At 49.0% G+C, this 21,259-nt stretch carries 25 protein-coding genes; 18 read left to right on the top strand and 7 right to left on the bottom strand.

Going from position 1 to position 21,259, the window contains the following annotated elements; translation table 11 throughout:
* Positions 1 to 130 precede the first annotated feature (130 nt).
* Positions 131 to 1,039: a UTP--glucose-1-phosphate uridylyltransferase GalU gene (gene galU, locus ACS603_RS02335; RefSeq protein WP_182061343.1), complete on the top strand. Its 909-nt coding sequence runs from the start codon at positions 131 to 133 to the stop codon at positions 1,037 to 1,039.
* Between the two features lie 205 nt (positions 1,040 to 1,244).
* Here the strand turns inward: galU and hns are convergent, their stop codons facing one another.
* Positions 1,245 to 1,658 carry a histone-like nucleoid-structuring protein H-NS gene (gene hns, locus ACS603_RS02330; protein ID WP_008502781.1) on the bottom strand — a complete coding sequence of 138 codons (414 nt, stop codon included), beginning with the start codon at positions 1,656 to 1,658 and terminating at the stop codon, positions 1,245 to 1,247.
* A 551-nt stretch (positions 1,659 to 2,209) separates the two neighbouring features.
* Between hns and tdk the strand changes: the two genes are divergently transcribed.
* Complete coding sequence (gene tdk, locus ACS603_RS02325; protein WP_182061342.1) at positions 2,210 to 2,824, top strand: thymidine kinase; 615 nt, start codon at positions 2,210 to 2,212, stop codon at positions 2,822 to 2,824.
* Between the two features lie 80 nt (positions 2,825 to 2,904).
* Here tdk and adhE read toward each other — a convergent pair whose 3' ends face one another.
* A complete protein-coding gene (adhE, locus tag ACS603_RS02320) occupies positions 2,905 to 5,583 on the bottom strand; it encodes a bifunctional acetaldehyde-CoA/alcohol dehydrogenase (protein ID WP_182061341.1) in 2,679 nt (892 codons plus the stop codon).
* A 480-nt stretch (positions 5,584 to 6,063) separates the two neighbouring features.
* Between adhE and ACS603_RS02315 the strand changes: the two genes are divergently transcribed.
* From ACS603_RS02315 to ACS603_RS02285, 7 genes are all read left to right on the top strand, one after another.
* Entirely contained in the window at positions 6,064 to 6,711 is a 648-nt protein-coding gene (locus ACS603_RS02315) for a YchE family NAAT transporter (protein ID WP_014070541.1), read from the top strand.
* Positions 6,712 to 7,482: 771 nt separating this feature from the next.
* The gene (oppA, locus tag ACS603_RS02310; RefSeq protein WP_182061340.1) at positions 7,483 to 9,117 is read left to right on the top strand and encodes an oligopeptide ABC transporter substrate-binding protein OppA; all 1,635 of its coding nucleotides are present in this window, start codon (positions 7,483 to 7,485) and stop codon (positions 9,115 to 9,117) included.
* Between the two features lie 123 nt (positions 9,118 to 9,240).
* Positions 9,241 to 10,161, top strand: a complete 921-nt coding sequence (oppB, locus tag ACS603_RS02305; RefSeq protein WP_182061339.1) for an oligopeptide ABC transporter permease OppB — start codon at positions 9,241 to 9,243, stop codon at positions 10,159 to 10,161.
* Positions 10,162 to 10,175: 14 nt separating this feature from the next.
* On the top strand, positions 10,176 to 11,084 hold the full coding sequence (oppC, locus tag ACS603_RS02300) for an oligopeptide ABC transporter permease OppC (protein WP_182061338.1): 909 nt from the start codon (positions 10,176 to 10,178) through the stop codon (positions 11,082 to 11,084).
* 11 nt (positions 11,085 to 11,095) lie between these two features.
* A complete protein-coding gene (gene oppD / locus ACS603_RS02295) occupies positions 11,096 to 12,109 on the top strand; it encodes an ABC transporter ATP-binding protein (RefSeq protein ID WP_014070537.1) in 1,014 nt (337 codons plus the stop codon).
* The gene (oppF, locus tag ACS603_RS02290; protein WP_182061337.1) at positions 12,106 to 13,110 is read left to right on the top strand and encodes a murein tripeptide/oligopeptide ABC transporter ATP-binding protein OppF; all 1,005 of its coding nucleotides are present in this window, start codon (positions 12,106 to 12,108) and stop codon (positions 13,108 to 13,110) included. The genes oppD and oppF overlap by 4 nt, the downstream gene beginning before the upstream one ends.
* A gap of 14 nt (positions 13,111 to 13,124) precedes the next feature.
* On the top strand, positions 13,125 to 13,994 hold the full coding sequence (locus tag ACS603_RS02285; RefSeq protein WP_182061336.1) for an ion transporter: 870 nt from the start codon (positions 13,125 to 13,127) through the stop codon (positions 13,992 to 13,994).
* A gap of 31 nt (positions 13,995 to 14,025) precedes the next feature.
* Here the strand turns inward: ACS603_RS02285 and ACS603_RS02280 are convergent, their stop codons facing one another.
* Together ACS603_RS02280 and cls are read right to left on the bottom strand one after the other, a co-directional pair.
* Entirely contained in the window at positions 14,026 to 14,355 is a 330-nt protein-coding gene (locus tag ACS603_RS02280) for an HI1450 family dsDNA-mimic protein (RefSeq protein WP_003856748.1), read from the bottom strand.
* A 33-nt stretch (positions 14,356 to 14,388) separates the two neighbouring features.
* Positions 14,389 to 15,849 (bottom strand): cardiolipin synthase, encoded by a 1,461-nt coding sequence (gene cls, locus ACS603_RS02275; protein WP_182061335.1) that lies wholly within the window; start codon positions 15,847 to 15,849, stop codon positions 14,389 to 14,391.
* Positions 15,850 to 15,992: 143 nt separating this feature from the next.
* Here cls and ACS603_RS02270 point away from each other — a divergent pair, with 143 nt between their 5' ends.
* From ACS603_RS02270 to leuE, 4 genes are all read left to right on the top strand, one after another.
* Complete coding sequence (locus tag ACS603_RS02270) at positions 15,993 to 16,166, top strand: YciY family protein (RefSeq protein WP_182061334.1); 174 nt, start codon at positions 15,993 to 15,995, stop codon at positions 16,164 to 16,166.
* A gap of 117 nt (positions 16,167 to 16,283) precedes the next feature.
* Positions 16,284 to 16,412, top strand: a complete 129-nt coding sequence (locus tag ACS603_RS02265; protein ID WP_210434728.1) for a KPN_01571 family protein — start codon at positions 16,284 to 16,286, stop codon at positions 16,410 to 16,412.
* 11 nt (positions 16,413 to 16,423) lie between these two features.
* Positions 16,424 to 16,834 (top strand): Exc2 family lipoprotein, encoded by a 411-nt coding sequence (locus tag ACS603_RS02260; RefSeq protein WP_182061333.1) that lies wholly within the window; start codon positions 16,424 to 16,426, stop codon positions 16,832 to 16,834.
* A gap of 70 nt (positions 16,835 to 16,904) precedes the next feature.
* Complete coding sequence (leuE, locus tag ACS603_RS02255) at positions 16,905 to 17,540, top strand: leucine efflux protein LeuE (protein ID WP_182061332.1); 636 nt, start codon at positions 16,905 to 16,907, stop codon at positions 17,538 to 17,540.
* 105 nt (positions 17,541 to 17,645) lie between these two features.
* On the opposite strand, the gene ACS603_RS02250 is transcribed toward leuE, so the two are convergent.
* The gene (locus ACS603_RS02250) at positions 17,646 to 18,656 is read right to left on the bottom strand and encodes a phage integrase (RefSeq protein WP_217186544.1); all 1,011 of its coding nucleotides are present in this window, start codon (positions 18,654 to 18,656) and stop codon (positions 17,646 to 17,648) included.
* A gap of 96 nt (positions 18,657 to 18,752) precedes the next feature.
* The gene (locus ACS603_RS02245) at positions 18,753 to 19,052 is read right to left on the bottom strand and encodes a helix-turn-helix domain-containing protein (RefSeq protein WP_032665606.1); all 300 of its coding nucleotides are present in this window, start codon (positions 19,050 to 19,052) and stop codon (positions 18,753 to 18,755) included.
* A gap of 119 nt (positions 19,053 to 19,171) precedes the next feature.
* Between ACS603_RS02245 and ACS603_RS02240 the strand changes: the two genes are divergently transcribed.
* Together ACS603_RS02240 and ACS603_RS02235 are read left to right on the top strand one after the other, a co-directional pair.
* Positions 19,172 to 19,450 (top strand): regulatory phage cox family protein, encoded by a 279-nt coding sequence (locus ACS603_RS02240; RefSeq protein ID WP_032665605.1) that lies wholly within the window; start codon positions 19,172 to 19,174, stop codon positions 19,448 to 19,450.
* A 41-nt stretch (positions 19,451 to 19,491) separates the two neighbouring features.
* Positions 19,492 to 19,731 (top strand): hypothetical protein, encoded by a 240-nt coding sequence (locus ACS603_RS02235; RefSeq protein ID WP_058677177.1) that lies wholly within the window; start codon positions 19,492 to 19,494, stop codon positions 19,729 to 19,731.
* A 2-nt stretch (positions 19,732 to 19,733) separates the two neighbouring features.
* Here the strand turns inward: ACS603_RS02235 and ACS603_RS02230 are convergent, their stop codons facing one another.
* Positions 19,734 to 19,922 (bottom strand): hypothetical protein, encoded by a 189-nt coding sequence (locus tag ACS603_RS02230; RefSeq protein WP_058677176.1) that lies wholly within the window; start codon positions 19,920 to 19,922, stop codon positions 19,734 to 19,736.
* A gap of 264 nt (positions 19,923 to 20,186) precedes the next feature.
* Here ACS603_RS02230 and ACS603_RS02225 point away from each other — a divergent pair, with 264 nt between their 5' ends.
* The 3 genes from ACS603_RS02225 (at position 20,187) to ACS603_RS02215 (ending at position 21,258) form a co-directional block, all read left to right on the top strand.
* Positions 20,187 to 20,687: a replication protein B gene (locus tag ACS603_RS02225; RefSeq protein WP_474943684.1), complete on the top strand. Its 501-nt coding sequence runs from the start codon at positions 20,187 to 20,189 to the stop codon at positions 20,685 to 20,687.
* A gap of 66 nt (positions 20,688 to 20,753) precedes the next feature.
* Positions 20,754 to 20,972 (top strand): DUF2732 family protein, encoded by a 219-nt coding sequence (locus tag ACS603_RS02220; RefSeq protein WP_474943683.1) that lies wholly within the window; start codon positions 20,754 to 20,756, stop codon positions 20,970 to 20,972.
* Between the two features lie 22 nt (positions 20,973 to 20,994).
* Entirely contained in the window at positions 20,995 to 21,258 is a 264-nt protein-coding gene (locus ACS603_RS02215) for a DUF5405 family protein (protein ID WP_474943682.1), read from the top strand.
* The last annotated feature ends 1 nt before the right edge of the window (position 21,259 follow it).

The following is a 21,259-nucleotide window of genomic DNA, read 5'->3' as shown; positions in this document are numbered from 1 at the left end:
ATTCATGCGTATTTATCCTAATTGATCGGCAACGCGTCCTTTTCAGACCCGGACTGTATGGTGAGGCTGATATACTCAACGCGTTATTTATTGAATAAGTTCAAAACTTGAACAGCTCAGGAGAATTTCAATGGCTGCCCTAAATTCGAAAGTCAGAAAGGCCGTTATCCCGGTAGCGGGATTGGGAACCAGGATGCTACCCGCAACGAAGGCAATCCCTAAAGAGATGCTGCCGTTGGTTGATAAGCCATTAATCCAGTATGTCGTTAATGAATGTATCGCTGCCGGAATTACCGAAATTGTGCTGGTTACGCATTCATCCAAAAACTCTATCGAAAACCATTTCGATACAAGTTTTGAACTTGAAGCCATGCTGGAAAAACGCGTTAAGCGTCAGCTGTTAGCGGAAGTTCAGTCTATTTGCCCTCCACATGTCACCATCATGCAGGTTCGTCAGGGTCTGGCGAAAGGCCTGGGTCATGCGGTACTGTGCGCACACCCTGTCGTGGGTGATGAGCCAGTGGCAGTTATTCTGCCAGACGTTATTCTGGACGAATTCGAATCCGATCTGTCCCGGGATAACCTGGCAGAGATGATTAAACGCTTCGATGAAACCGGCAGCAGCCAGATCATGGTTGAGCCTGTTGCGGATGTAACCGCATACGGCGTTGTAGACTGCAAAGGGGTTAATCTGGAGCCTGGCGAAAGCGTGCCGATGGTTGGCGTTGTTGAAAAGCCAAAAGCGGATGTTGCACCGTCTAATCTGGCCGTTGTGGGTCGTTACGTCCTGAGCGCAGAAATCTGGCCGCTGCTGGCGAAAACCCCTCCAGGAGCGGGTGATGAGATCCAGCTGACTGATGGCATTGATATGCTGATCGAGAAAGAAACCGTCGAGGCTTACCATATGAAAGGTAAGAGCCATGACTGCGGTAATAAACTCGGTTATATGCAGGCGTTTGTTGAATATGGCATTCGTCACAATACTCTGGGTGAAGAATTTAAATCCTGGCTCCAGGAGAGCATGGGTATTAAAAAATAATCTGTTTCCCGGATGCACTAAACCGGTGTGGCAATGCCCACCGGTTTTTTTATGCCCATAACGCAGGCGGGGTCGCCTGACGCGGATTGTAAGGGTTTATAAATAGTGTCTTGTCGCTATATGACAGAGTGTAAGAGGATGTTCGGCATGTATTACAGATACAAAAAATCCCGCATTTAGCGGGATTTTTTAGAATGCGTCCTGATTAATCCTTGATCAGGAAGTCATCCAGTTGTTTACCCTGCTCATCCATTGCTTTCTTGATAACAGCAGGAGTACGACCCTGGCCAGTCCAGGTTTTAGTTTCGCCATTCTCATCGACATAGCTATATTTAGCAGGACGAGCAGCGCGTTTCGCTTTGGTGCCGGTTTTAGCAGCAGCCATGCTGTTCAGCAATTCGTTTGGATCGATACCATCAGCAATCAGCATTTCACGATATTGCTGAAGTTTGCGAGTGCGTTCTTCGATTTCCGCAGCAGCTGCGCTTTCTTCTTCGCGACGTTCATTAACTACAACTTCTAATTTTTCCAGCATTTCTTCAAGCGTTTCAAGGGTGCATTCTCTTGCCTGCGCACGAAGAGTACGGATGTTGTTCAGAATTTTAAGTGCTTCGCTCATTGTAGTAATCTCAAACTTATAATGGGGGGTGGTTTGTTGTCCTAATAATAGAGCCATAAATTGACTTGTGCAATAGGTGAGAATGTAAGGAATTCAAAAAATACTAAATATGAGACGCTATTATTAATTACGCTAACTTAAATTTCATGCCTTACCTGAGAGGTTTCTTATCACGTCATAGTTCATAAGGTTACCGAACACATGTTTGTTTTTGTGACATTTACCGCAGGAATTATAGTTGCGGCGGATAAATATCAGCCTTTTGTATTACTCCAGAAAAGCAGAGTGTTGTCGACAATAGTTAATAAATAGTGAATTTTAATGAATGCTGAATCCAGTATAAAAAGAAGTGTTATCTTTGACTAAACGCTTGACCTTACTAAGCTGAGAAATGCGTTTACTTCATGTTTTAACGGATTATTTTCTTAACCTGCCTGATGATGCCTTCCCCCTGAAACCCATACTCTGTGCGGCGTGTCGCTGATGGAGAGACAAAATATGGTACAATGAACCATCGGGAATATTACACATTGATTAAGGTTTTACGGCCAATGGCACAACTTTATTTCTACTATTCGGCAATGAATGCAGGGAAATCGACCGCGTTACTCCAGTCCTCCTACAATTACCAGGAGAGGGGGATGCATACGGTGGTTTACACAGCCGAAATTGATGATCGCTTTGGCGCAGGGAAAGTGAGTTCAAGGATAGGTCTTTCGTCACCTGCAAAGCTGTATAACCCCGAGACTGACCTGTTAGCGGATATACGTGCAGAACATGCTTCACGGCCTGTACATTGCGTCCTGGTGGACGAGAGCCAGTTCCTGACGCGCCAGCAGGTACATGCCCTTTCAGATGTCGTTGATGATCTGGATATCCCGGTGCTCTGTTATGGCCTGCGAACAGATTTCCGCGGAGAGCTATTTGCCGGTAGCCAATATTTACTCGCGTGGTCAGATAAACTCGTCGAATTAAAAACAATCTGTTTCTGCGGCCGTAAAGCCAGCATGGTACTGCGCCTTGATCAGTCAGGAAAACCCTACGCCGATGGTGAGCAGGTGGTGATAGGAGGGAATGAACGCTATGTTTCGGTTTGTCGTAAACACTATAAAGAAGCGTTGGTTGTGGGTTCGCTGACGGCCATTCAAAGCGAGAACCGGAAATAAGAGAAGGTCTGTTCTTTTAATTGCCCGACCGGCAGACATAAAAAAACCCGCCAATGGCGGGTTTTTTATCAGGCTGTCAATTAAGCGCTTTTCTTCGCTTTTTTGTCAACTTTTGCCGCAGGAGCTTCAACTTTAGTTGCTACAACGTCATCTTCTTTGAACTCGCGACCATAGTAGGTATCCAGCAGGATCTGTTTCAGCTCGGAGATCAGTGGGTAGCGCGGGTTAGCACCGGTACACTGGTCATCGAAGGCATCTTCAGACAGTTTATCTACGTGAGCGAGGAAGTCAGCTTCCTGAACGCCAGCTTCACGGATAGATTTAGGAATACCCAGTTCAGCTTTGATGCTATCCAGCCATGCCAGCAATTTCTCGATTTTCGCAGCAGTACGGTCACCCGCAGCGCTCAGACCCAGATGGTCTGCGATTTCAGCGTAGCGACGACGTGCTTGCGGACGGTCGTACTGGCTGAATGCAGTCTGCTTGGTTGGGTTGTCGTTCGCGTTATAACGAATAACGTTGCTGATCAACAGGGCGTTCGCCAGACCGTGAGGAATGTGGAACTGAGAACCCAGTTTGTGCGCCATTGAGTGACAAACACCCAGGAAGGCGTTAGCAAACGCGATACCCGCGATAGTTGCTGCACTGTGTACACGCTCACGTGCTACAGGGTTTTTAGACCCTTCGTTGTAGGACGCTGGCAGGTTTTCTTTCAGCAGTTTCAGCGCTTGCAGAGCCTGGCCGTCAGAGAACTCAGATGCCAGTACAGAAACGTAAGCTTCCAGGGCGTGAGTCACTGCATCCAGACCACCGAACGCACACAGTGACTTCGGCATGTCCATTACCAGGTTGGCGTCAACAATGGCCATATCTGGAGTCAGTGCATAGTCAGCCAGTGGATATTTCTGACCTGTTGCATCATCGGTAACAACTGCAAACGGAGTCACTTCTGAACCGGTACCGGAAGTGGTAGTAACGGCGATCATTTTCGCTTTTACGCCCATTTTCGGGAACTTGTAGATACGTTTACGGATATCCATAAAGCGCAGCGCCAGTTCTTCGAAGTGAGTTTCTGGATGCTCGTACATTACCCACATGATTTTCGCGGCGTCCATTGGGGAACCGCCACCCAGTGCGATGATCACATCTGGTTTGAAGGAGTTCGCCAGTTCAGCACCTTTGCGAACAACGCTCAGTGTTGGGTCAGCTTCAACTTCGAAGAAGACTTCAGTTTCGACGCCAGCCGCTTTCAGAACAGAGGTGATCTGGTCTGCATAGCCGTTGTTGAACAGGAAACGGTCAGTCACGATGAGCGCACGTTTGTGGCCATCAGTAATCACTTCATCCAGCGCGATTGGCAGGGAGCCACGGCGGAAGTAGATAGATTTCGGAAGTTTGTGCCACAACATGTTTTCAGCTCGCTTAGCAACGGTTTTCTTGTTGATCAGGTGTTTTGGACCAACGTTTTCAGAGATGGAGTTACCACCCCAGGAACCACAACCCAGAGTCAGGGAAGGTGCGAGTTTAAAGTTGTACAGGTCACCGATACCACCCTGAGAAGCAGGGGTGTTAATCAGGATACGTGCTGTTTTCATCATCTGACCGAAGTGAGCAACACGTTCAGGCTGGTTGTCCTGGTCGGTATACAGACATGAGGTGTGACCGATACCACCCATGGCAACCAGTTTCTCTGCTTTTTCTACCGCGTCTTCGAAATCTTTCGCACGGTACATTGCCAGAGTTGGTGACAGTTTTTCGTGAGCAAATGGTTCGCTCTCATCAACAACTTTCACTTCACCGATCAGGATCTTAGTGGTGGTCGGAACGGTGAAACCTGCGAGTTCAGCGATTTTATACGCAGGCTGACCAACGATAGCGGCGTTCAGCGCGCCATTTTTCAGGATGATGTCCTGAACGGCTTTCAGCTCTTTGCCTTGCAGCATGTAGCCGCCGTGGCTTGCGAAACGTTCACGAACTGCATCGTACACAGAATCAACAACAACAACGGACTGTTCAGATGCACAGATAACGCCGTTATCGAAGGTTTTAGACATCAGTACAGAAGCAACAGCACGTTTGATATCCGCAGTTTCGTCGATAACGACAGGAGTGTTACCTGCACCTACGCCGATTGCTGGTTTACCGGAGCTGTAAGCTGCTTTAACCATACCAGGACCACCGGTCGCCAGAATCAGGTTAATGTCAGGGTGATGCATCAGTGCGTTGGACAGTTCAACGGAAGGTTGGTCGATCCAGCCAATCAGGTCTTTTGGTGCGCCCGCAGCGATAGCCGCCTGCAATACGATATCAGCAGCTTTGTTCGTTGCATCTTTAGCACGTGGGTGCGGGGAGAAGATGATTGCGTTACGGGTCTTCAGGCTGATCAGCGATTTGAAGATTGCGGTAGACGTTGGGTTGGTTGTTGGAACGATGCCACAAATAATGCCGATTGGTTCAGCAATAGTGATAGTACCGAAGGTGTCGTCTTCAGACAGGACGCCACAGGTTTTCTCATCTTTATAGGCGTTGTAGATATACTCAGAAGCAAAGTGGTTTTTGATCACTTTATCTTCAATGATACCCATGCCAGATTCGGCAACGGCCATTTTAGCGAGAGGGATTCGAGCATCTGCAGCAGCCAGAGCGGCCGCGCGGAAGATTTTATCAACCTGTTCTTGGGTGAAATTGGCATATTCACGCTGGGCTTTTTTGACGCGCTCGACGAGTGCGTTCAGTTCAGCGATGTTAGTAACAGCCATAATGCTCTCCTGATAATGTTTAAACTCTATTAGTAAACCAGCGCTCGATACGAGAGACAGTATAGTCAGAGCCGATAATACTTGCGTAACACATAATAAAACAAAGGGTTACTTGCCGCTCTAACACACTAATTTACTAAAAGAGCCTTACCTTAGCATCATCCCTTTTTGATAGGTGATCTCCCTGGGGGCGTAATCAAGATTACTCACTTCTGAGTACGAAAATCATGATCTACATCAATTTTACCCCAAGCTGATACCTTTCAGCAGGGTTATTTCTTTGAGGATTTTCCAGTGTTAAATAATTAAGTAACTATTGGAAGTGGCGATATCATTGAGAATACAAATGTTTAACATCATGAAATGATAGCGTTTTGACATAGATTTCTGGTGAAGTGTGCTGATAAAAAGCGTATCTTCAGCGCGGTGTTATCATGACACACTGTAAGTCCCTGGCCATGCTCATAGGCGGAGCTAAACGTGATCCAAACGCTCTTTGATTTTCCAACATATTTTAAGTTTTTTATTGGTTTGTTCGCCCTGGTCAACCCAGTGGGGATTATTCCTGTCTTCATTAGTATGACCAGCTACCAGACGGCAGCGGCCAGGAACAAAACCAATCTGACGGCCAACATGTCTGTTGCCATTATCCTGCTGACGTCACTGTACCTGGGCGACGGCATTTTGCAGATATTCGGCATTTCTATCGATTCATTCCGTATAGCGGGTGGGATCCTGGTTGTCACCATTGCCATGTCGATGATCAGCGGCAAATTAGGTGAAGATAAGCAAAACAAACAAGAGAAGTCAGAAACGTCTGTCCGTGAAAGTATCGGTGTCGTGCCGCTAGCGTTGCCATTGATGGCCGGCCCTGGGGCAATCAGCTCAACGATCGTGTGGGGCACGCGTTACCACAATCTGATGCACCTTATTGGTTTCTCTGTCGCCATTGCTATTTTTGCGTTGTGCTGTTGGGGTGTTTTCCGTATGGCACCCTGGCTGGTTCGCTTGTTGGGCCAAACAGGCATTAACGTCATTACCCGTATCATGGGGCTGCTGCTGATGGCGCTGGGGATCGAATTTATCGTCACCGGGATAAAGAGCATTTTCCCCGGGCTATTGCACTGAATTCTTCATATGAAAGAACGGAGCCTGTGGCTCCGTTTTTTTACGTGATTATCAGCAAATCATATAAATAAAATTGAAATGGCGATGCGTCATAATAAATTCTACTAATAATAGCCTTTTCTTTAATTTCAACACGTTAGCTATTTTTCATTGGCGTGCCTGCACAGAAACCATCCAAACGGTCTGTTATTTTACTCACATGATACTCTGGGGCTTGCTGAGAGATAACCGAAATGATATTAGTAATTTCAACGTTCCCCTAGAGGAATGTGCTAAATAATAACCAGTTGTTAAATTTTCGTACAAAACCAGTCAATGATAGCGCAGCGACGCGCTTGGAGAGGAAAATTCCTCTATCGTATTGAATATCAATTGCTTTCCTTGATTTTCAGTGCCTGGCAGGGCTGCCCCCAAAGAAACGGTAATCACCGTAAAAGAGAATTGCTTAACAAATTTGCAAAATGTATTGGCGCGAGATTACGCCATTTGGTACTTTCCGGCCTTATATTTTGCACACTAAACAAGTAGATGAGAATTACTTTCATATAGTGTTCATCTCAGATATCCAGCGCACGCCTCATAACAGGGGAGGCGTGTTAAGAATCGACGCAAGACGGCCATACGAGCGGTCAGTAATAAAGAAGTCGGTGATAGCAAGAAGTAAAAAAAGAACCTGACAGTAGCAAAAAAAACTCCTGCACTGTACAGGCCCCAACAGGGGATTACACAGCTGGCAAAGCCAGTAATTATAATGAGTGGAGTATCAACACAATGTCCATCATCACTAAAAAAAGTCTGATTGCCGCGGGAATTTTGACTGCGCTAATCGCGGGTAATATGGCAATGGCTGCCGATGTGCCTGCTGGCGTTACGCTGGCAGAAAAGCAAACCATGATCCGTAACAACGGCGCTGAGCCGCAGTCTCTGGATCCGGACAAAATTGAAGGCGTACCTGAAGCTAACATCAGCCGCGACCTGTTCGAAGGTCTGCTGATTACGTCAACTAAAGACGGTCACCCAATTCCGGGTGTTGCTGAAAGCTGGGATAACAAAGACTTTAAAGTCTGGACATTCCATCTGCGTAAAGATGCAAAATGGTCCAACGGTGAACCTGTCACCGCACAAGATTTCGTATATAGCTGGCAGCGTCTGGTTGATCCGAAAACCGCTTCCCCATACGCCAGCTATCCGCAGTACGGCCACATCCTGAACGTTGATGAAATCATCGACGGTAAAAAAGCCCCATCAGAACTCGGCGTCAAAGCCGTTGATGATCATACTCTGGAAGTGACTCTGAGCGAGCCTGTCCCGTATTTCTACAAACTGCTGGTGAACCCGGCAATGTCTCCGGTTAACAAAACCGCTGTTGAGAAATTCGGTGAGAAATGGACTCAGCCTGCTAACATCGTGAGCAACGGCGCGTATAAACTGAAAGACTGGGTTGTTAACGAACGTATCGTAATGGAGCGTAATACCAACTATTGGGATAACGCGAAAACCATCGTAGACCAGATTACCTATCTGCCGATCTCATCTGAAGTGACAGACGTTAACCGCTACCGCAGCGGTGAGATCGACATGACCTATAACAACCTGCCGATCGAACTCTTCCAGAAACTGAAAAAAGAGATCCCGACCGAAGTTCACGTCGACCCGTACCTGTGTACTTATTACTATGAAATCAACAACCAGAAAGCACCGTTTACCGATGCTCGCGTTCGTACCGCGCTGAAACTGGGTCTGGACCGCGATATCATCGTAAACAAAGTGAAAGCACAGGGTGACCTGCCGGCATTCGGTTACACGCCGCCGTACGCGGACGGTGCAAAACTGACCAAACCAGAGTGGTTCACCTGGACTCAGGAAAAACGTAACGAAGAAGCGAAGAAACTGCTGGCCGAAGCCGGCTACACCGCAGACAAGCCGCTGACGTTTAACCTGCTGTACAACACCTCCGATCTGCACAAGAAACTGGCGATCGCGGCTGCATCCATCTGGAAGAAAAACCTGGGTGTGGATGTGAAACTGGTGAACCAGGAGTGGAAAACCTTCCTCGATACCCGTCACCAGGGTAACTACGACGTGGCGCGTGCTGGCTGGTGTGCGGACTACAACGAACCTACGTCCTTCCTGAACACCATGCTGTCTGACAGCTCCATGAACACCGCGCATTATAAGAGCCCGGCGTTTGATGCGATCATGAAAGACACGCTGAAAGTGACTGATGAAGCGCAACGTACTGCCCTGTACGACAAAGCAGAACAGCAGTTAGGCAAAGATTCTGCGATTGTACCGGTTTACTACTACGTGAACGCGCGCCTGGTGAAACCTTGGGTTGGCGGTTATACCGGTAAAGACCCGATGGACAACATCTATACTAAAGATCTGTACATCATTAAGCATTAATGGCAATCCGTGGGGCAAAGTCATTTGCCCCACTGTGTCTTAACTCATCGCACTATATACACCCGAATTTTCAGGTTTCCTGAAAGCTCAGGTGTAAAAGGCACACGCCAGAAGGTACGGGCAATGTTGAAATTTATCCTACGTCGCTGTCTTGAAGCGATTCCGACGCTCTTTATTCTTATTACTATTTCATTCTTCATGATGCGTCTTGCTCCCGGTAGTCCGTTTACCAGCGAGCGCGCGCTGCCGCCAGAAGTAATGGCGAACATCGAAGCGAAATACCATTTAAACGATCCTATCTCCACGCAGTACTTCAATTATTTGAAGCAGCTGGCGCACGGCGATTTTGGACCGTCATTCAAATATAAAGACTATTCCGTTAACGACCTGGTGGCATCGAGCTTCCCGGTGTCGGCTAAATTAGGTGCTGCGGCATTCTTCCTGGCTGTGGTTCTCGGAGTGGCAGCGGGTGTTATCGCCGCGCTTAAACAAAATACCAAATGGGATTATGCAGTAATGGGGGTCGCAATGACCGGGGTGGTTATACCCAGTTTCGTTGTCGCGCCATTGCTGGTGATGATATTTGCCATAACGCTGAAATGGTTGCCTGGGGGCGGCTGGAACGGCGGGGCGCTTAAGTTCATGATTTTGCCGATGGTGGCATTATCTCTGGCGTATATCGCCAGTATCGCGCGTATTACCCGTGGCTCGATGATTGAAGTCCTGCATTCAAACTTCATCCGTACTGCGCGTGCCAAAGGGTTACCGATGCGCCGTATTATTCTGCGCCATGCGCTTAAACCTGCGCTGTTACCGGTGTTGTCTTATATGGGGCCAGCATTCGTCGGTATCATTACAGGTTCAATGGTTATCGAGACCATTTATGGTCTGCCGGGAATTGGTCAGCTGTTTGTTAACGGCGCGCTCAACCGCGACTATTCGCTGGTACTGAGCCTGACTATTCTGGTCGGTGCATTAACCATTCTCTTTAACGCAGTTGTCGATGTGCTGTATGCCGTTATCGACCCGAAAATCCGTTACTAACACTGGAGCACGCCATGATGTTGAGTAAGAAAAACAGCGAGGCGCTGGAAAACTTCAGTGAAAAACTGGAAGTGGAAGGACGTAGCCTCTGGCAAGACGCCCGCCGTCGCTTTATGCATAACCGCGCAGCCGTTGCCAGCCTGATTGTTCTGGTGATCATTGCGTTGTTCGTGACCCTTGCGCCAATGTTGTCGCAGTTCACCTACTTCGATACCGACTGGGGCATGATGTCCAGTGCGCCTGATATGGCGTCCGGGCACTATTTTGGTACCGACTCATCTGGTCGCGACCTGCTGGTACGTGTCGCTATCGGTGGCCGTATCTCACTGATGGTGGGTATTGCCGCAGCGCTGGTGGCGGTGATCCTCGGGACGTTGTACGGTTCACTTTCCGGCTACCTGGGCGGCAAAGTGGACTCGGTCATGATGCGCCTGTTGGAGATCTTAAACTCCTTCCCGTTCATGTTCTTCGTCATCCTGCTGGTGACCTTCTTCGGTCAGAACATCCTGCTTATCTTCGTGGCCATCGGGATGGTGTCCTGGCTGGATATGGCGCGTATCGTGCGTGGTCAAACGCTGAGCCTTAAACGCAAAGAGTTTATCGAAGCGGCACAGGTCGGCGGCGTTTCAACCGGCAATATTGTGGTTCGCCACATTGTTCCTAACGTGCTGGGCGTGGTAGTGGTGTATGCCTCTCTGCTGGTGCCAAGCATGATCCTGTTTGAATCCTTCCTGAGCTTCCTGGGTCTTGGTACGCAAGAGCCGCTGAGTAGCTGGGGTGCGCTGCTCAGTGATGGCGCAAACTCGATGGAAGTTTCACCGTGGTTGCTGCTTTACCCGGCAGGATTCCTGGTTGTAACCCTGTTCTGTTTCAACTTTATCGGCGATGGCCTGCGTGATGCCCTCGACCCGAAAGATCGTTAAGGAGCGCCGTGATGACTATTATTGAAACGGCATCTGCGCCGGCGGCGCAAGCGCAGGGCAAAATCCTGCTGGATGTGAAAGATCTCCGCGTAACCTTTAAAACGCCAGATGGCGATGTGACGGCGGTAAACGACCTCAATTTCAACCTGCGCGCAGGTGAAACGCTGGGGATCGTTGGCGAGTCGGGTTCAGGCAAGTCGCAGACGGCTTTTGCACTGATGGGGCTTCTGGCACAAAACGGCCGTATTGGGGGCTCGGCAACCTTTAACGGTAAAGAGATCCTTAACCTGCCAGAGCAGGAGCTGAACAAGCTGCGTGCTGAACAGATCTCCATGATCTTCCAGGACCCGATGACGTCTCTCAACCCGTACATGCGTGTGGGTGAGCAGCTGATGGAAGTGCTGATGCTGCATAAAGGCATGGGTAAAGCCGAAGCCTTTGAAGAATCTGTGAAAATGCTGGATGCGGTAAAAATGCCTGAAGCGCGTAAGCGTATGCGCATGTTCCCGCACGAATTCTCTGGCGGGATGCGTCAGCGCGTCATGATTGCAATGGCGCTGCTTTGCCGTCCTAAGCTGCTGATTGCCGACGAACCTACCACCGCGCTGGATGTTACCGTGCAGGCGCAGATCATGACGCTACTGAATGAGCTTAAGCGCGAGTTCAATACCGCCATTATCATGATTACCCACGACCTTGGCGTTGTTGCAGGTATCTGTGACAAAGTGCTGGTGATGTATGCCGGTCGTACTATGGAGTACGGTAAAGCCCGTGACGTGTTCTATAACCCAGCGCATCCTTACTCCATTGGCCTGTTGAATGCCGTTCCGCGTCTTGATGCGGAAGGGGAATCGCTGTTGACCATCCCGGGTAACCCGCCAAACTTACTGCGTCTGCCAAAAGGTTGCCCGTTCCAGCCTCGCTGCCCACATGCGATGGAAATCTGTAACAGTGCTCCGCCACTGGAAGAGTTTGCACCAGGCCGCCTGCGCGCCTGCTTTAAGTCGCATGAGGAGCTGGTATGAACGCGTTAGACGAAAAAAGAAATGTGCTGCTCGAAATTGCCGATCTGAAAGTGCATTTCGACATCAAAGATGGCAAGCAGTGGTTCTGGCAACCGCCTAAAACCCTTAAGGCCGTTGATGGCGTGACACTGCGTCTGTACGAAGGGGAAACACTTGGCGTGGTGGGCGAATCTGGCTGCGGTAAATCCACCTTTGCCCGTGCGATTATCGGTCTGGTGAAAGCCACCGGCGGTAAAGTCGCCTGGCTGGGTCAAGATCTGCTGGGTATGAAGCCAGCCGAGTGGCGCGATGTTCGTAGCGATATTCAGATGATTTTCCAGGATCCGCTGGCATCGCTGAACCCGCGTATGACCATTGGCGAAATCATTGCTGAGCCGCTGCGGACCTACCATCCAAAGATGCCGCGCCAGGAAGTTCGCGATCGCGTAAAAGCGATGATGATGAAAGTGGGCCTGTTGCCTAACCTCATCAACCGCTATCCGCACGAGTTCTCCGGCGGCCAGTGCCAGCGTATTGGTATCGCGCGTGCGTTGATCCTTGAGCCGAAGCTGATTATCTGTGATGAGCCGGTATCAGCACTGGACGTGTCGATTCAGGCGCAGGTGGTTAACCTGTTGCAAAAATTGCAGCGCGAGATGGGTCTGTCTCTTATCTTCATCGCGCACGATCTGGCGGTGGTAAAACACATCTCTGACCGTGTTCTGGTGATGTATCTGGGCCATGCAGTTGAGCTTGGCACTTACGATGAGGTGTACCACAATCCGTTGCACCCCTATACGAAAGCGCTGATGTCAGCTGTGCCGGTTCCCGATCCGGATCTGGAAAAGAACAAAACCATCCAGCTTCTTGAGGGTGAATTGCCATCACCAATTAACCCGCCTTCGGGCTGTGTTTTCCGCACCCGTTGCCCGATGGCTGGGCCGGAATGCGCGCAAACTCGACCGGTACTGGAAGGCAGTTTCCGACATGCGGTTTCCTGCCTTAAAGTAGACCCGTTATAATCGCAAGGGCTGACATGATGTCAGCCCTTATTTTTTGCGAGGTTAATGTGTCGCGATTATCCATTTCTGCCCGTCAGCGGCTTTATCATTATTTGTTCGATCTTAAAACGCGCTCAGGCCGTCGATCCGAAGGGATTTGCGGCTTATTTGCGCTGCTGAGTGTGATTATTATTTTTGTCGAATCAGGTGCCGGGACGCAGTACCACCTGACATTTGACGAATGGCACGTGTTTGTCTGGCTGGAGTTAATGGTGACTCTGGTCTTTACCTGTGAATATTTGCTGCGGGTATTCTGCTGGCCGAACCCGGCAAAATATGTCTTTAGCTTCTGGGGATTTATCGATCTCGCGACGATCCTGCCGCTGTATGTGATGTGGCTGTGGCCGGAAATCAGCCTCGACTATGTTTTCGCCTGGCGGGCCATGCGCGCGATCCGGGTTCTGCGCATCCTCAAGCTTCTGCGTTTCATGCCATCGTTACGGGTATTCTGGCAGGCGATAATAAGCGCACGTCATCAGCTGGTACTTTTCTATTCGTTTATCGCCATCGTGATGATCGTTTTTGGCGCGCTGATGTATTTAATCGAGGGGCCAAAATATGGATTCACCACGCTGAATGCGTCCGTCTATTGGGCTATTGTTACCGTCACGACGGTAGGGTATGGCGATATTACACCTCATACACCACTCGGGCGTATTGTTGCGTCGGTACTGATATTGATTGGTTATTCGGTGATTGCTATTCCCACCGGGCTGATTACCACCCACATGAGTTCCGCATTTCAGAAACGGCAATTTGAACGACGGTGCCCGAAGTGCCAGCAACGCGGCCATGAGCACAGCGCCCGGTATTGCAACCGGTGTGGTAACGAACTGCCGGATTAAATAAAAAAGGCTGCAATCGCAGCCTTTTTTATTATTCGCGCCAGAGAATATGGCACAGCTTGTGGTCTTTCTCGCGACACAACAGCACGCGGGCGAAGATGTCGTTAATTTCACCGCCATCTTCATCAGCAAGCCCAATCACTACTTCGGCGAAGAAGTCCGGGTTGAGGTCGAAATCCACGTGTTCTGCCCAGTCTTCTGCAGGGTCGAACAACTCGGCACCGCCGCGCTCTTCAAATTGCAGATTAAAGAGGATCACGTCTGCGGGATCGAGGTTATCAACCGCCAGTTCGAGAAAAATGTCATAGGCCTGCTCGAGCGTTTCGTCTTCGGTCAGGCGATTGTTCAGATCCATTTCCATGATGACTACCTGTTTAACATCGTTGGGCACGTTTTACAGCAACGGACTAAAGAAGTAAAACAGTCGTTCGACAATTCGCTGCCATAGCGGGCGTGTCAGCCACAGTTTGGCATCCAGCAGGCGGGAACGGGAAATATAGTCATCCTGAACGGCCGCCAGATCGCCACCAAAACCGGCATCGTCAATCACCAGCGTAATTTCAAAGTTTAGCCACAGGCTGCGCATATCCAGATTCACGGTGCCGACCAGGCTTAATTCACCGTCGACCAGCACACTTTTCGTATGCAGAAGGCCGCCTTCAAACTGATAGATTTTTACCCCTGCGGCCAGCAGCTCTGTAAAGAATGCGCGACTAGCCCAGCCCACCAGAACCGAGTCGTTTTTACGCGGCATAATGATGCTGACATCCACACCTCGCTGCGCAGCGGTACAAATGGCGTGCAGCAGGTCATCGCTCGGGACGAAGTAAGGCGTGGTCATTATTAAGTATTCACGGGCGGAATATGCTGCAGTGAGGAGTGCCTGGTGAATAAGATCTTCCGGGAAGCCCGGGCCAGAAGCGATGGTATGGATGGTGTGTCCACTGGCCTCTTCAAACGGCATGATGTTGACGTCTGGCGGCGGTGGAAGAATACGTTTCCCGGTTTCGATTTCCCAGTCACAGGAATAGACAACCCCCATGGAGGTGGCGATTGGGCCTTCCATACGCGCCATCAGGTCAACCCATTGTCCAACGCCTGAATCTTGCTTGAAGAAGCGGGGATCTACCATATTCATACTGCCGGTGTAGGCAATATAGTTATCAATCATGATCATTTTGCGGTGCTGGCGCAGATCCATACGGCGCAGAAATACACGCAGGAGATTAACCTTCAGCGCCTCGACCACTTCGATGCCCGCGTTGCGCATCATCGCGGCCCACGGGCTGCGGAAAAACGCAACGCTGCCAGCGGAGTCCAGCATCAGCCGGCAGTGAATGCCGCGACGGGCTGCCGCCATCAGTGATTCTGCAACCTGGTCTGCCATACCGCCCGGCTGCCAGATATAGAACACCATCTCGATATTATGACGAGCCAGCTGGATATCGCGGATCAACGCCTGCATCACATCGTCTGAGGTGGTCAGCAGTTGAAGCTGGTTGCCTTTTACCCCGGCAATCCCCTGACGGCGCTCGCACAGTTTAAACAGTGAAGAGGCGACGCTACTGTTGTCCTCAGCAAAGATATGTTTGCAGGCTTTAAGATCATTCAGCCATTTCGCCGTAGAGGGCCACATGGCGCGTGCACGTTCCGCCCGACGCTTACCAAGATGAAGTTCACCGAAGGACAGATATGCAATAATCCCGACCAGAGGCAGGATATAGATAATCAAAAGCCAGGCCATGGCAGAGGGTACGGCTCTGCGCTTCATCAGGATGCGTAACGTCACCCCCGCGATGACCAGCCAGTATCCCAGAATGACCAGCCAACTCACCACGGTGTAGAAGGTTGTCATAAATAAAAAATCCTTTTGAAAGCGTATTGTTATGAGTGTACGCATCCGGGTTCATCTGGCAAATAAAAACGGCAGATAAAAGCGCTGGTTTGCCGCAGGGTTGGGTTTATAATGGCATTTCTGTTAGAGAAAGAGTTGTAGACATGAAGCGCAGTAGAACAGAAGTAGGGCGCTGGCGCATGTTGCGACAGGTGAGTCGTCGTAAGGCTCGTTGGCTGGAAGCACAATCCCGCCGCAATATGCGTATCCACGCCATCAGAAAATGTGGGTTAAGCAAACACCGTAACGCGTTACTGTTTGCGTTCCCGGAACTCTGAAAACCACGAGGGCACCGTTAAGGTGCCCGATGTTTATATAACGGCTATTAATTTTCGCAGTCTCCCCCGACGTGATTCCGCGATATACTGCATCTATTTAACATTATGAAATAAAAGATGAATCCATACCTCTGGGTATTTATTGTGCTTTTTGCGCTGGATGCGCTCAGAGAAAATTTAGGGCTGTCGTCATTTTCCTCTTTGGCAGATTTTATATTTGCCTGGGTGTCACAGTGGTTTTACTAAGGGAACAAGGGATGAACGGAAAAGTTGTTGCTGCTATTTTAAGCATTGCTGTGTTGAGCGGGTGTGCCAGTACAAAAACAGCACCGGAACGACATGCGTATTATTTCGTCTCACATAAATCGAGTTTCACTGGCGGGAATTTTGCTGCCAGCGTACCCGTGAATTATCGTCTGAACGTACCGCAGTTTCGCGAGATTTACGCCAGTGGCAAAGCCGACCGAGCGGCCGGACGCACGGAAGCCGAGGCCAATGCGTATGCGCAAAGTATTCGCGATCAGCTAAAGAAAAGTGCCGTGACAAAACAATCTTTCTCGGGCAATGCGAATGACCAATGGTCTTCAGATATGGACCAGAAAGATGCCCTGTTGTTTGGTAACGAATTAGCCGCGACTTATCTTGATGGCTTTAACGGCGTACAATAAGCCGATTCACTGTCGGAAATAGCGCCGTTGCAGCGCTATTTCCTTTGTTTTATAGCAAAAGGAGGGAGCTGTGTTTGCGGAGTTTGGTGTGCTTAATTTCTGGACCTATGTGGTAGGCGCATTTTTTATTGTCCTGGTTCCAGGGCCAAACACACTGTTTGTGCTGAAAACAGGCATTGGTCATGGCGTCAAAAAAGGATATCTGGCCGCGACCGGTGTCTTTATTGGTGATGCCGTATTGATGTTTCTGGCATGGGCAGGGGTCGCTGCGTTAATTCAGACCACACCTGTGTTATTTAATATTGTGCGTTATTTAGGCGCATTCTATTTGCTGTGGCTTGGCGGCAAAATGTTATGGTCGGTTATCACCCGCAAGAACAATGCCCATGATGCGGTTGCTGAACCAGCAAGTATGATCATGAAGCGTTCTCTGGTGTTAAGCCTGACGAACCCGAAAGCGATCCTGTTTTATGTGTCATTCTTTGTGCAGTTCATTGATGTGCGTGCGGAAAATACCGGAACCTCTTTCCTGATCCTCGCCACCACGCTTGAGCTGATCAGCTTTACCTACATGAGTTTCCTGATTTTCTCTGGCGCGTTTGTCACTCGCTACCTGAAAACCAAGAAGAAACTGGCGAAGCTGGGTAATGGCCTGATAGGGCTGCTGTTTGTAGGATTTGCAGCGCGACTTGCATCGCTGCACTGAGATGAGGCTCCTGAGGGAGCCTTTTTAATGTCTGGCGTAACTGGAAAGCCGCGCCAGACAAGGCTTCACGTTTTACTACTAGCAGTCAAAAGCCATAAAAAGCGGCTAGGGTGTGGACACATTGTGGACACTCTGACCACCATTAGCACCCTTCAACGGGTTGAGCGAAATCGCGTCCTGCAGGTACTGAGGTGCGAAGTGCGCATAGACCATTGTCTGCGCAATTTTCGTATGACCCAAGATCCTCTGCAGTGTGATGATGTTGCCCCCGTTAATCATAAAGTGCGTGGCGAAAGAGTGTCGCAGCGCATGTGTCGCTTGCCCGGCCGGTAAATCTGGTTTAACCGCTTTGAGGATTCGCCTGAATTCAGCATAACTGGCCTCAGCAAACAGAAAGCCCCTTGTTTTACCGACTATGTAAGCCGCAACGTCGTCAGAGATCGGAACCGTTCGCGGTATGTTGGTTTTCGTCTTAACGAAAGACACCCGGTTATGAATCACGTTCTCCGCCTTTAGCCTTGCAGCCTCTCCCCATCTTGCCCCGGTACTCAGACACAAGACGGCAATTTTACGATTGTCTCCTGATAGCGCAGCCAGTAAGGCGTCAATTTCCTCAAGAGTCAGATAGCCCGTTTCGGCAGTCTGCTCTTTCAGTTTTTTGAACCCTCTAAACGGATGCTCGCCGTTATACATTTCCGACTCAATCAGGGTAGTAAACATCCCACCTAATGTGATCAGGTCGCGGTTGATGGTAGTTGGCTTAATACCTTCACCCCGGCGTTGAGCACAATATTGCGTTATCAGGCTCTTGGTGATCTGGAAAGCGCATGGGTTACCGGTCATCGTTTCGAAACGCTCAATTTTCTTGAGATACGATTGACCGTGTTCCTCGTGTTTACCTTTCAGCTTCCACCATAACTCTTTCAGTTCTGACAGTTGGCGTTTGTCCGTGGGTTTTGAAAGCCATTCCTTTGAGTGATGGTTATATTGAGTATGTTTTTCAAAAGCCATCGCCTCGCTTTTCTTGTCGAACTTCCGACGGATGCGTTTTCCGTTACGCCCGGTCGGTCTAATGTCCACTTCATATCGACCATCATCGAGCTTTTTAACAGACATAAAGCCTCCCGATGATGTTACTGCGTACTTCAATTTCCTGATTTAAATAGCAAAAACTCACTGTGCATTTACTGCACAAATAAGCGCCGTAAATGGTTAGCCAGTTTTCTGGTCTGAGTGGGGTGACGTTGTTGTCTGCTGCCCAAAGTGCGCGAGAGCCGGTGCAATCTGCCCAGCTTCAGGTGCTATTTGATCAGTCATAAACCACATCGTGTATTTCGTGAAACGAGGATGCTGGAGAATTTTCATTATGGATTCCACACCTGCATTTTTGGAGCGGCTTTCATAGCTCGAAAGTGAACTATAAGGAACGCCAGTCAAGTCACTGACTTCCCTACGGTTTAGCCTCTCTGACTCCCGCATGAGCTTTAGCTTCTCTGAAACGTGTATTGACATAATTACTCCTATTGCGTAATTTTGTGTTCATGGTGTCTATTGTTTTGCATTCGTAGTTACACTAAAGGCAATTATAAGCCATTAAGAGCAATTAAAACGCTAACGGAGAAGTGTACCAGATGAAGAAGACGTTAGAGAGCGCAACTGACGCAGTTCCATATCAGGAGTTTGCACGCCTGATAGGTAAAACCCCGGCGGCCGTAAAAGGGATGATTGAGAAAGGCAAATTACCAATCATTGAAATGACCGACCCACAATCTGCTACTGGAAGAGCTGGGGAGTATTGGGTCTACCTTCCAGCATGGAACAACGGTATGAAGATGGCATATGAGAGCCGTCCTAGAGAGATTCGCGATGGTTGGTTGATGTGGCTCGGCTTAGGGCAACCTTCACGGTAATTAGATTCATCTAATCCATTCAAATTCAATCGAGAAATTGCATGTCTAAACCAATAAAGCATGGCTGCATTCGTCATATCACTAATGGTATGCGGGTGCTGATTGACTTAAAAAACGTGGCCGCTATCCGAGAGCGCACTGAAACAGCCGACAAAGTTGAGGTGCATCTTACGTCTGGAGAGGTTTTTGAACTTGATGTTGCCTATGAGGAGATTGCTGGGCTGTATCTGGAATTTTTAGCAAAAGAACGTGGGGCTATGGCAAACCCCACCAGTATTTGAGCTTAGTTGATATCTAAAAAGCTTTTATGCGTGACAGGCATTTTAGATTGAATTGCCTCTCTCAACTGGACTGACAGTTTGTTTATTTCCTCAGCCTTCTCACGATTAGAGATCGCATCAGAGGAAGAATTAACCAATGAAATGGCTGATTTTAGAATGGCAATTAATTCTTCATTTTGTTGATTAGTCATGAAATACCTCATGTGATTGGCTTGTTTTTGGCGATTCGATCCTATCACAAGGCCATGTGTCGGGCATGGTTAAAACCCGACTCCCTAAGGAGAAATTATGAAAGAGCCTCGCTGTATCGCACAGCTGCTTCGAAGAGAAAGTCCTAATCCAATCAACTTCACTATCACTCACGGTCGCGGCCGCAAGGGCATCATCATCCGAACCCGAAAGCCGGGCGTTATCGAGAAATTTCGCCGCCTGGTCAAAAAGAGAGGACAGTGGTTATGACGGTTATGACACTGGACGTGATCCAGAAACAACCAACAGCACTTCGCGGTCTGGTCTGTAAGTATCTGGCTCAGCCTCGCTGGCAGGACACTTGCGATTTTTACAATCAGATGATGGAGCGGGAGCGTCTTACGGTTTGTTTCCACGCTCAATTAAAACAGCGTCACTCTGTCATGCGCTTAGAGGAAATGACCGAAGCCGATCGTGAGCGTCTTGTTTGTGCGCTTGATGAATTGAGAACTGCATTTGCCCGGCACCGCCAACTTGGCGCCTCAAAAGCAACTTTCATCAGCCGGCTGACCGTTAGTCAAAGACGCTCACTGTATCTTCATGCGGGACTGACAGAGCAGGAATTTATGATGCCGCACTGGCGTTTGAATGAAGAGGACTGTTACTGGCGTGACAAACTTTTCCGCGCTCTGCGAGAGCTGTTCAGCCTTTTTGAGTACGCACCAACTATTTTAACCTCGGTAAAACCTGAGCAGTATTTACATTAATTAATCTGGATTCGACTAATTACGCGCCTTACAGCGTGGGGACTCCTTTTGCCCGGAGGTAGGCAAATGCAAGAACAAAATACAGCGCAGCGGGGGATGTATTCAGCACATCTGGCGCAGGTAGTAAGTGAGGTACAGCGCGACACGGCGACCCGTTTCTCTTCTCAGTTTGACGGACTTATCGCGTACATCAGTAAGTCAGAACTTAATCGCACCGAGATTATCGAGTTATTAGGCCAGGAGTCGGAAAAGTTACACAACTCAATTTTCGGTAGAGCTGGCTAACCAGTGTTAACAGGAAGCAAAAATGAGCATACGCATCGAGATTAATAACCAATACGTCATCACCAGTGATCGCTATCAATTCATTTTGCAAGAAAAAAAGACCGCTACATCCGGGAAGAATGAAGGTAAGGAATGGTTGGACGTTGTGGGTTACTACCCAACTATCCCTAAGCTTATCTCAGGCTTGGTATTGCATGATCTTTTGACCAGCGATCTTACTGGCTTCTCAGCTCTGGAAGCTCGGATTGAATGCTTGGGGAAGCTATGTCTGGACGCTTTTAAATAAT

Source organism: Enterobacter sp. Li2LvB3 (genome assembly GCF_056156645.1).
The sequence above is the reverse complement of the archived record's forward strand: the minus strand, read 5'-3'. Positions and strand labels throughout refer to the sequence as shown.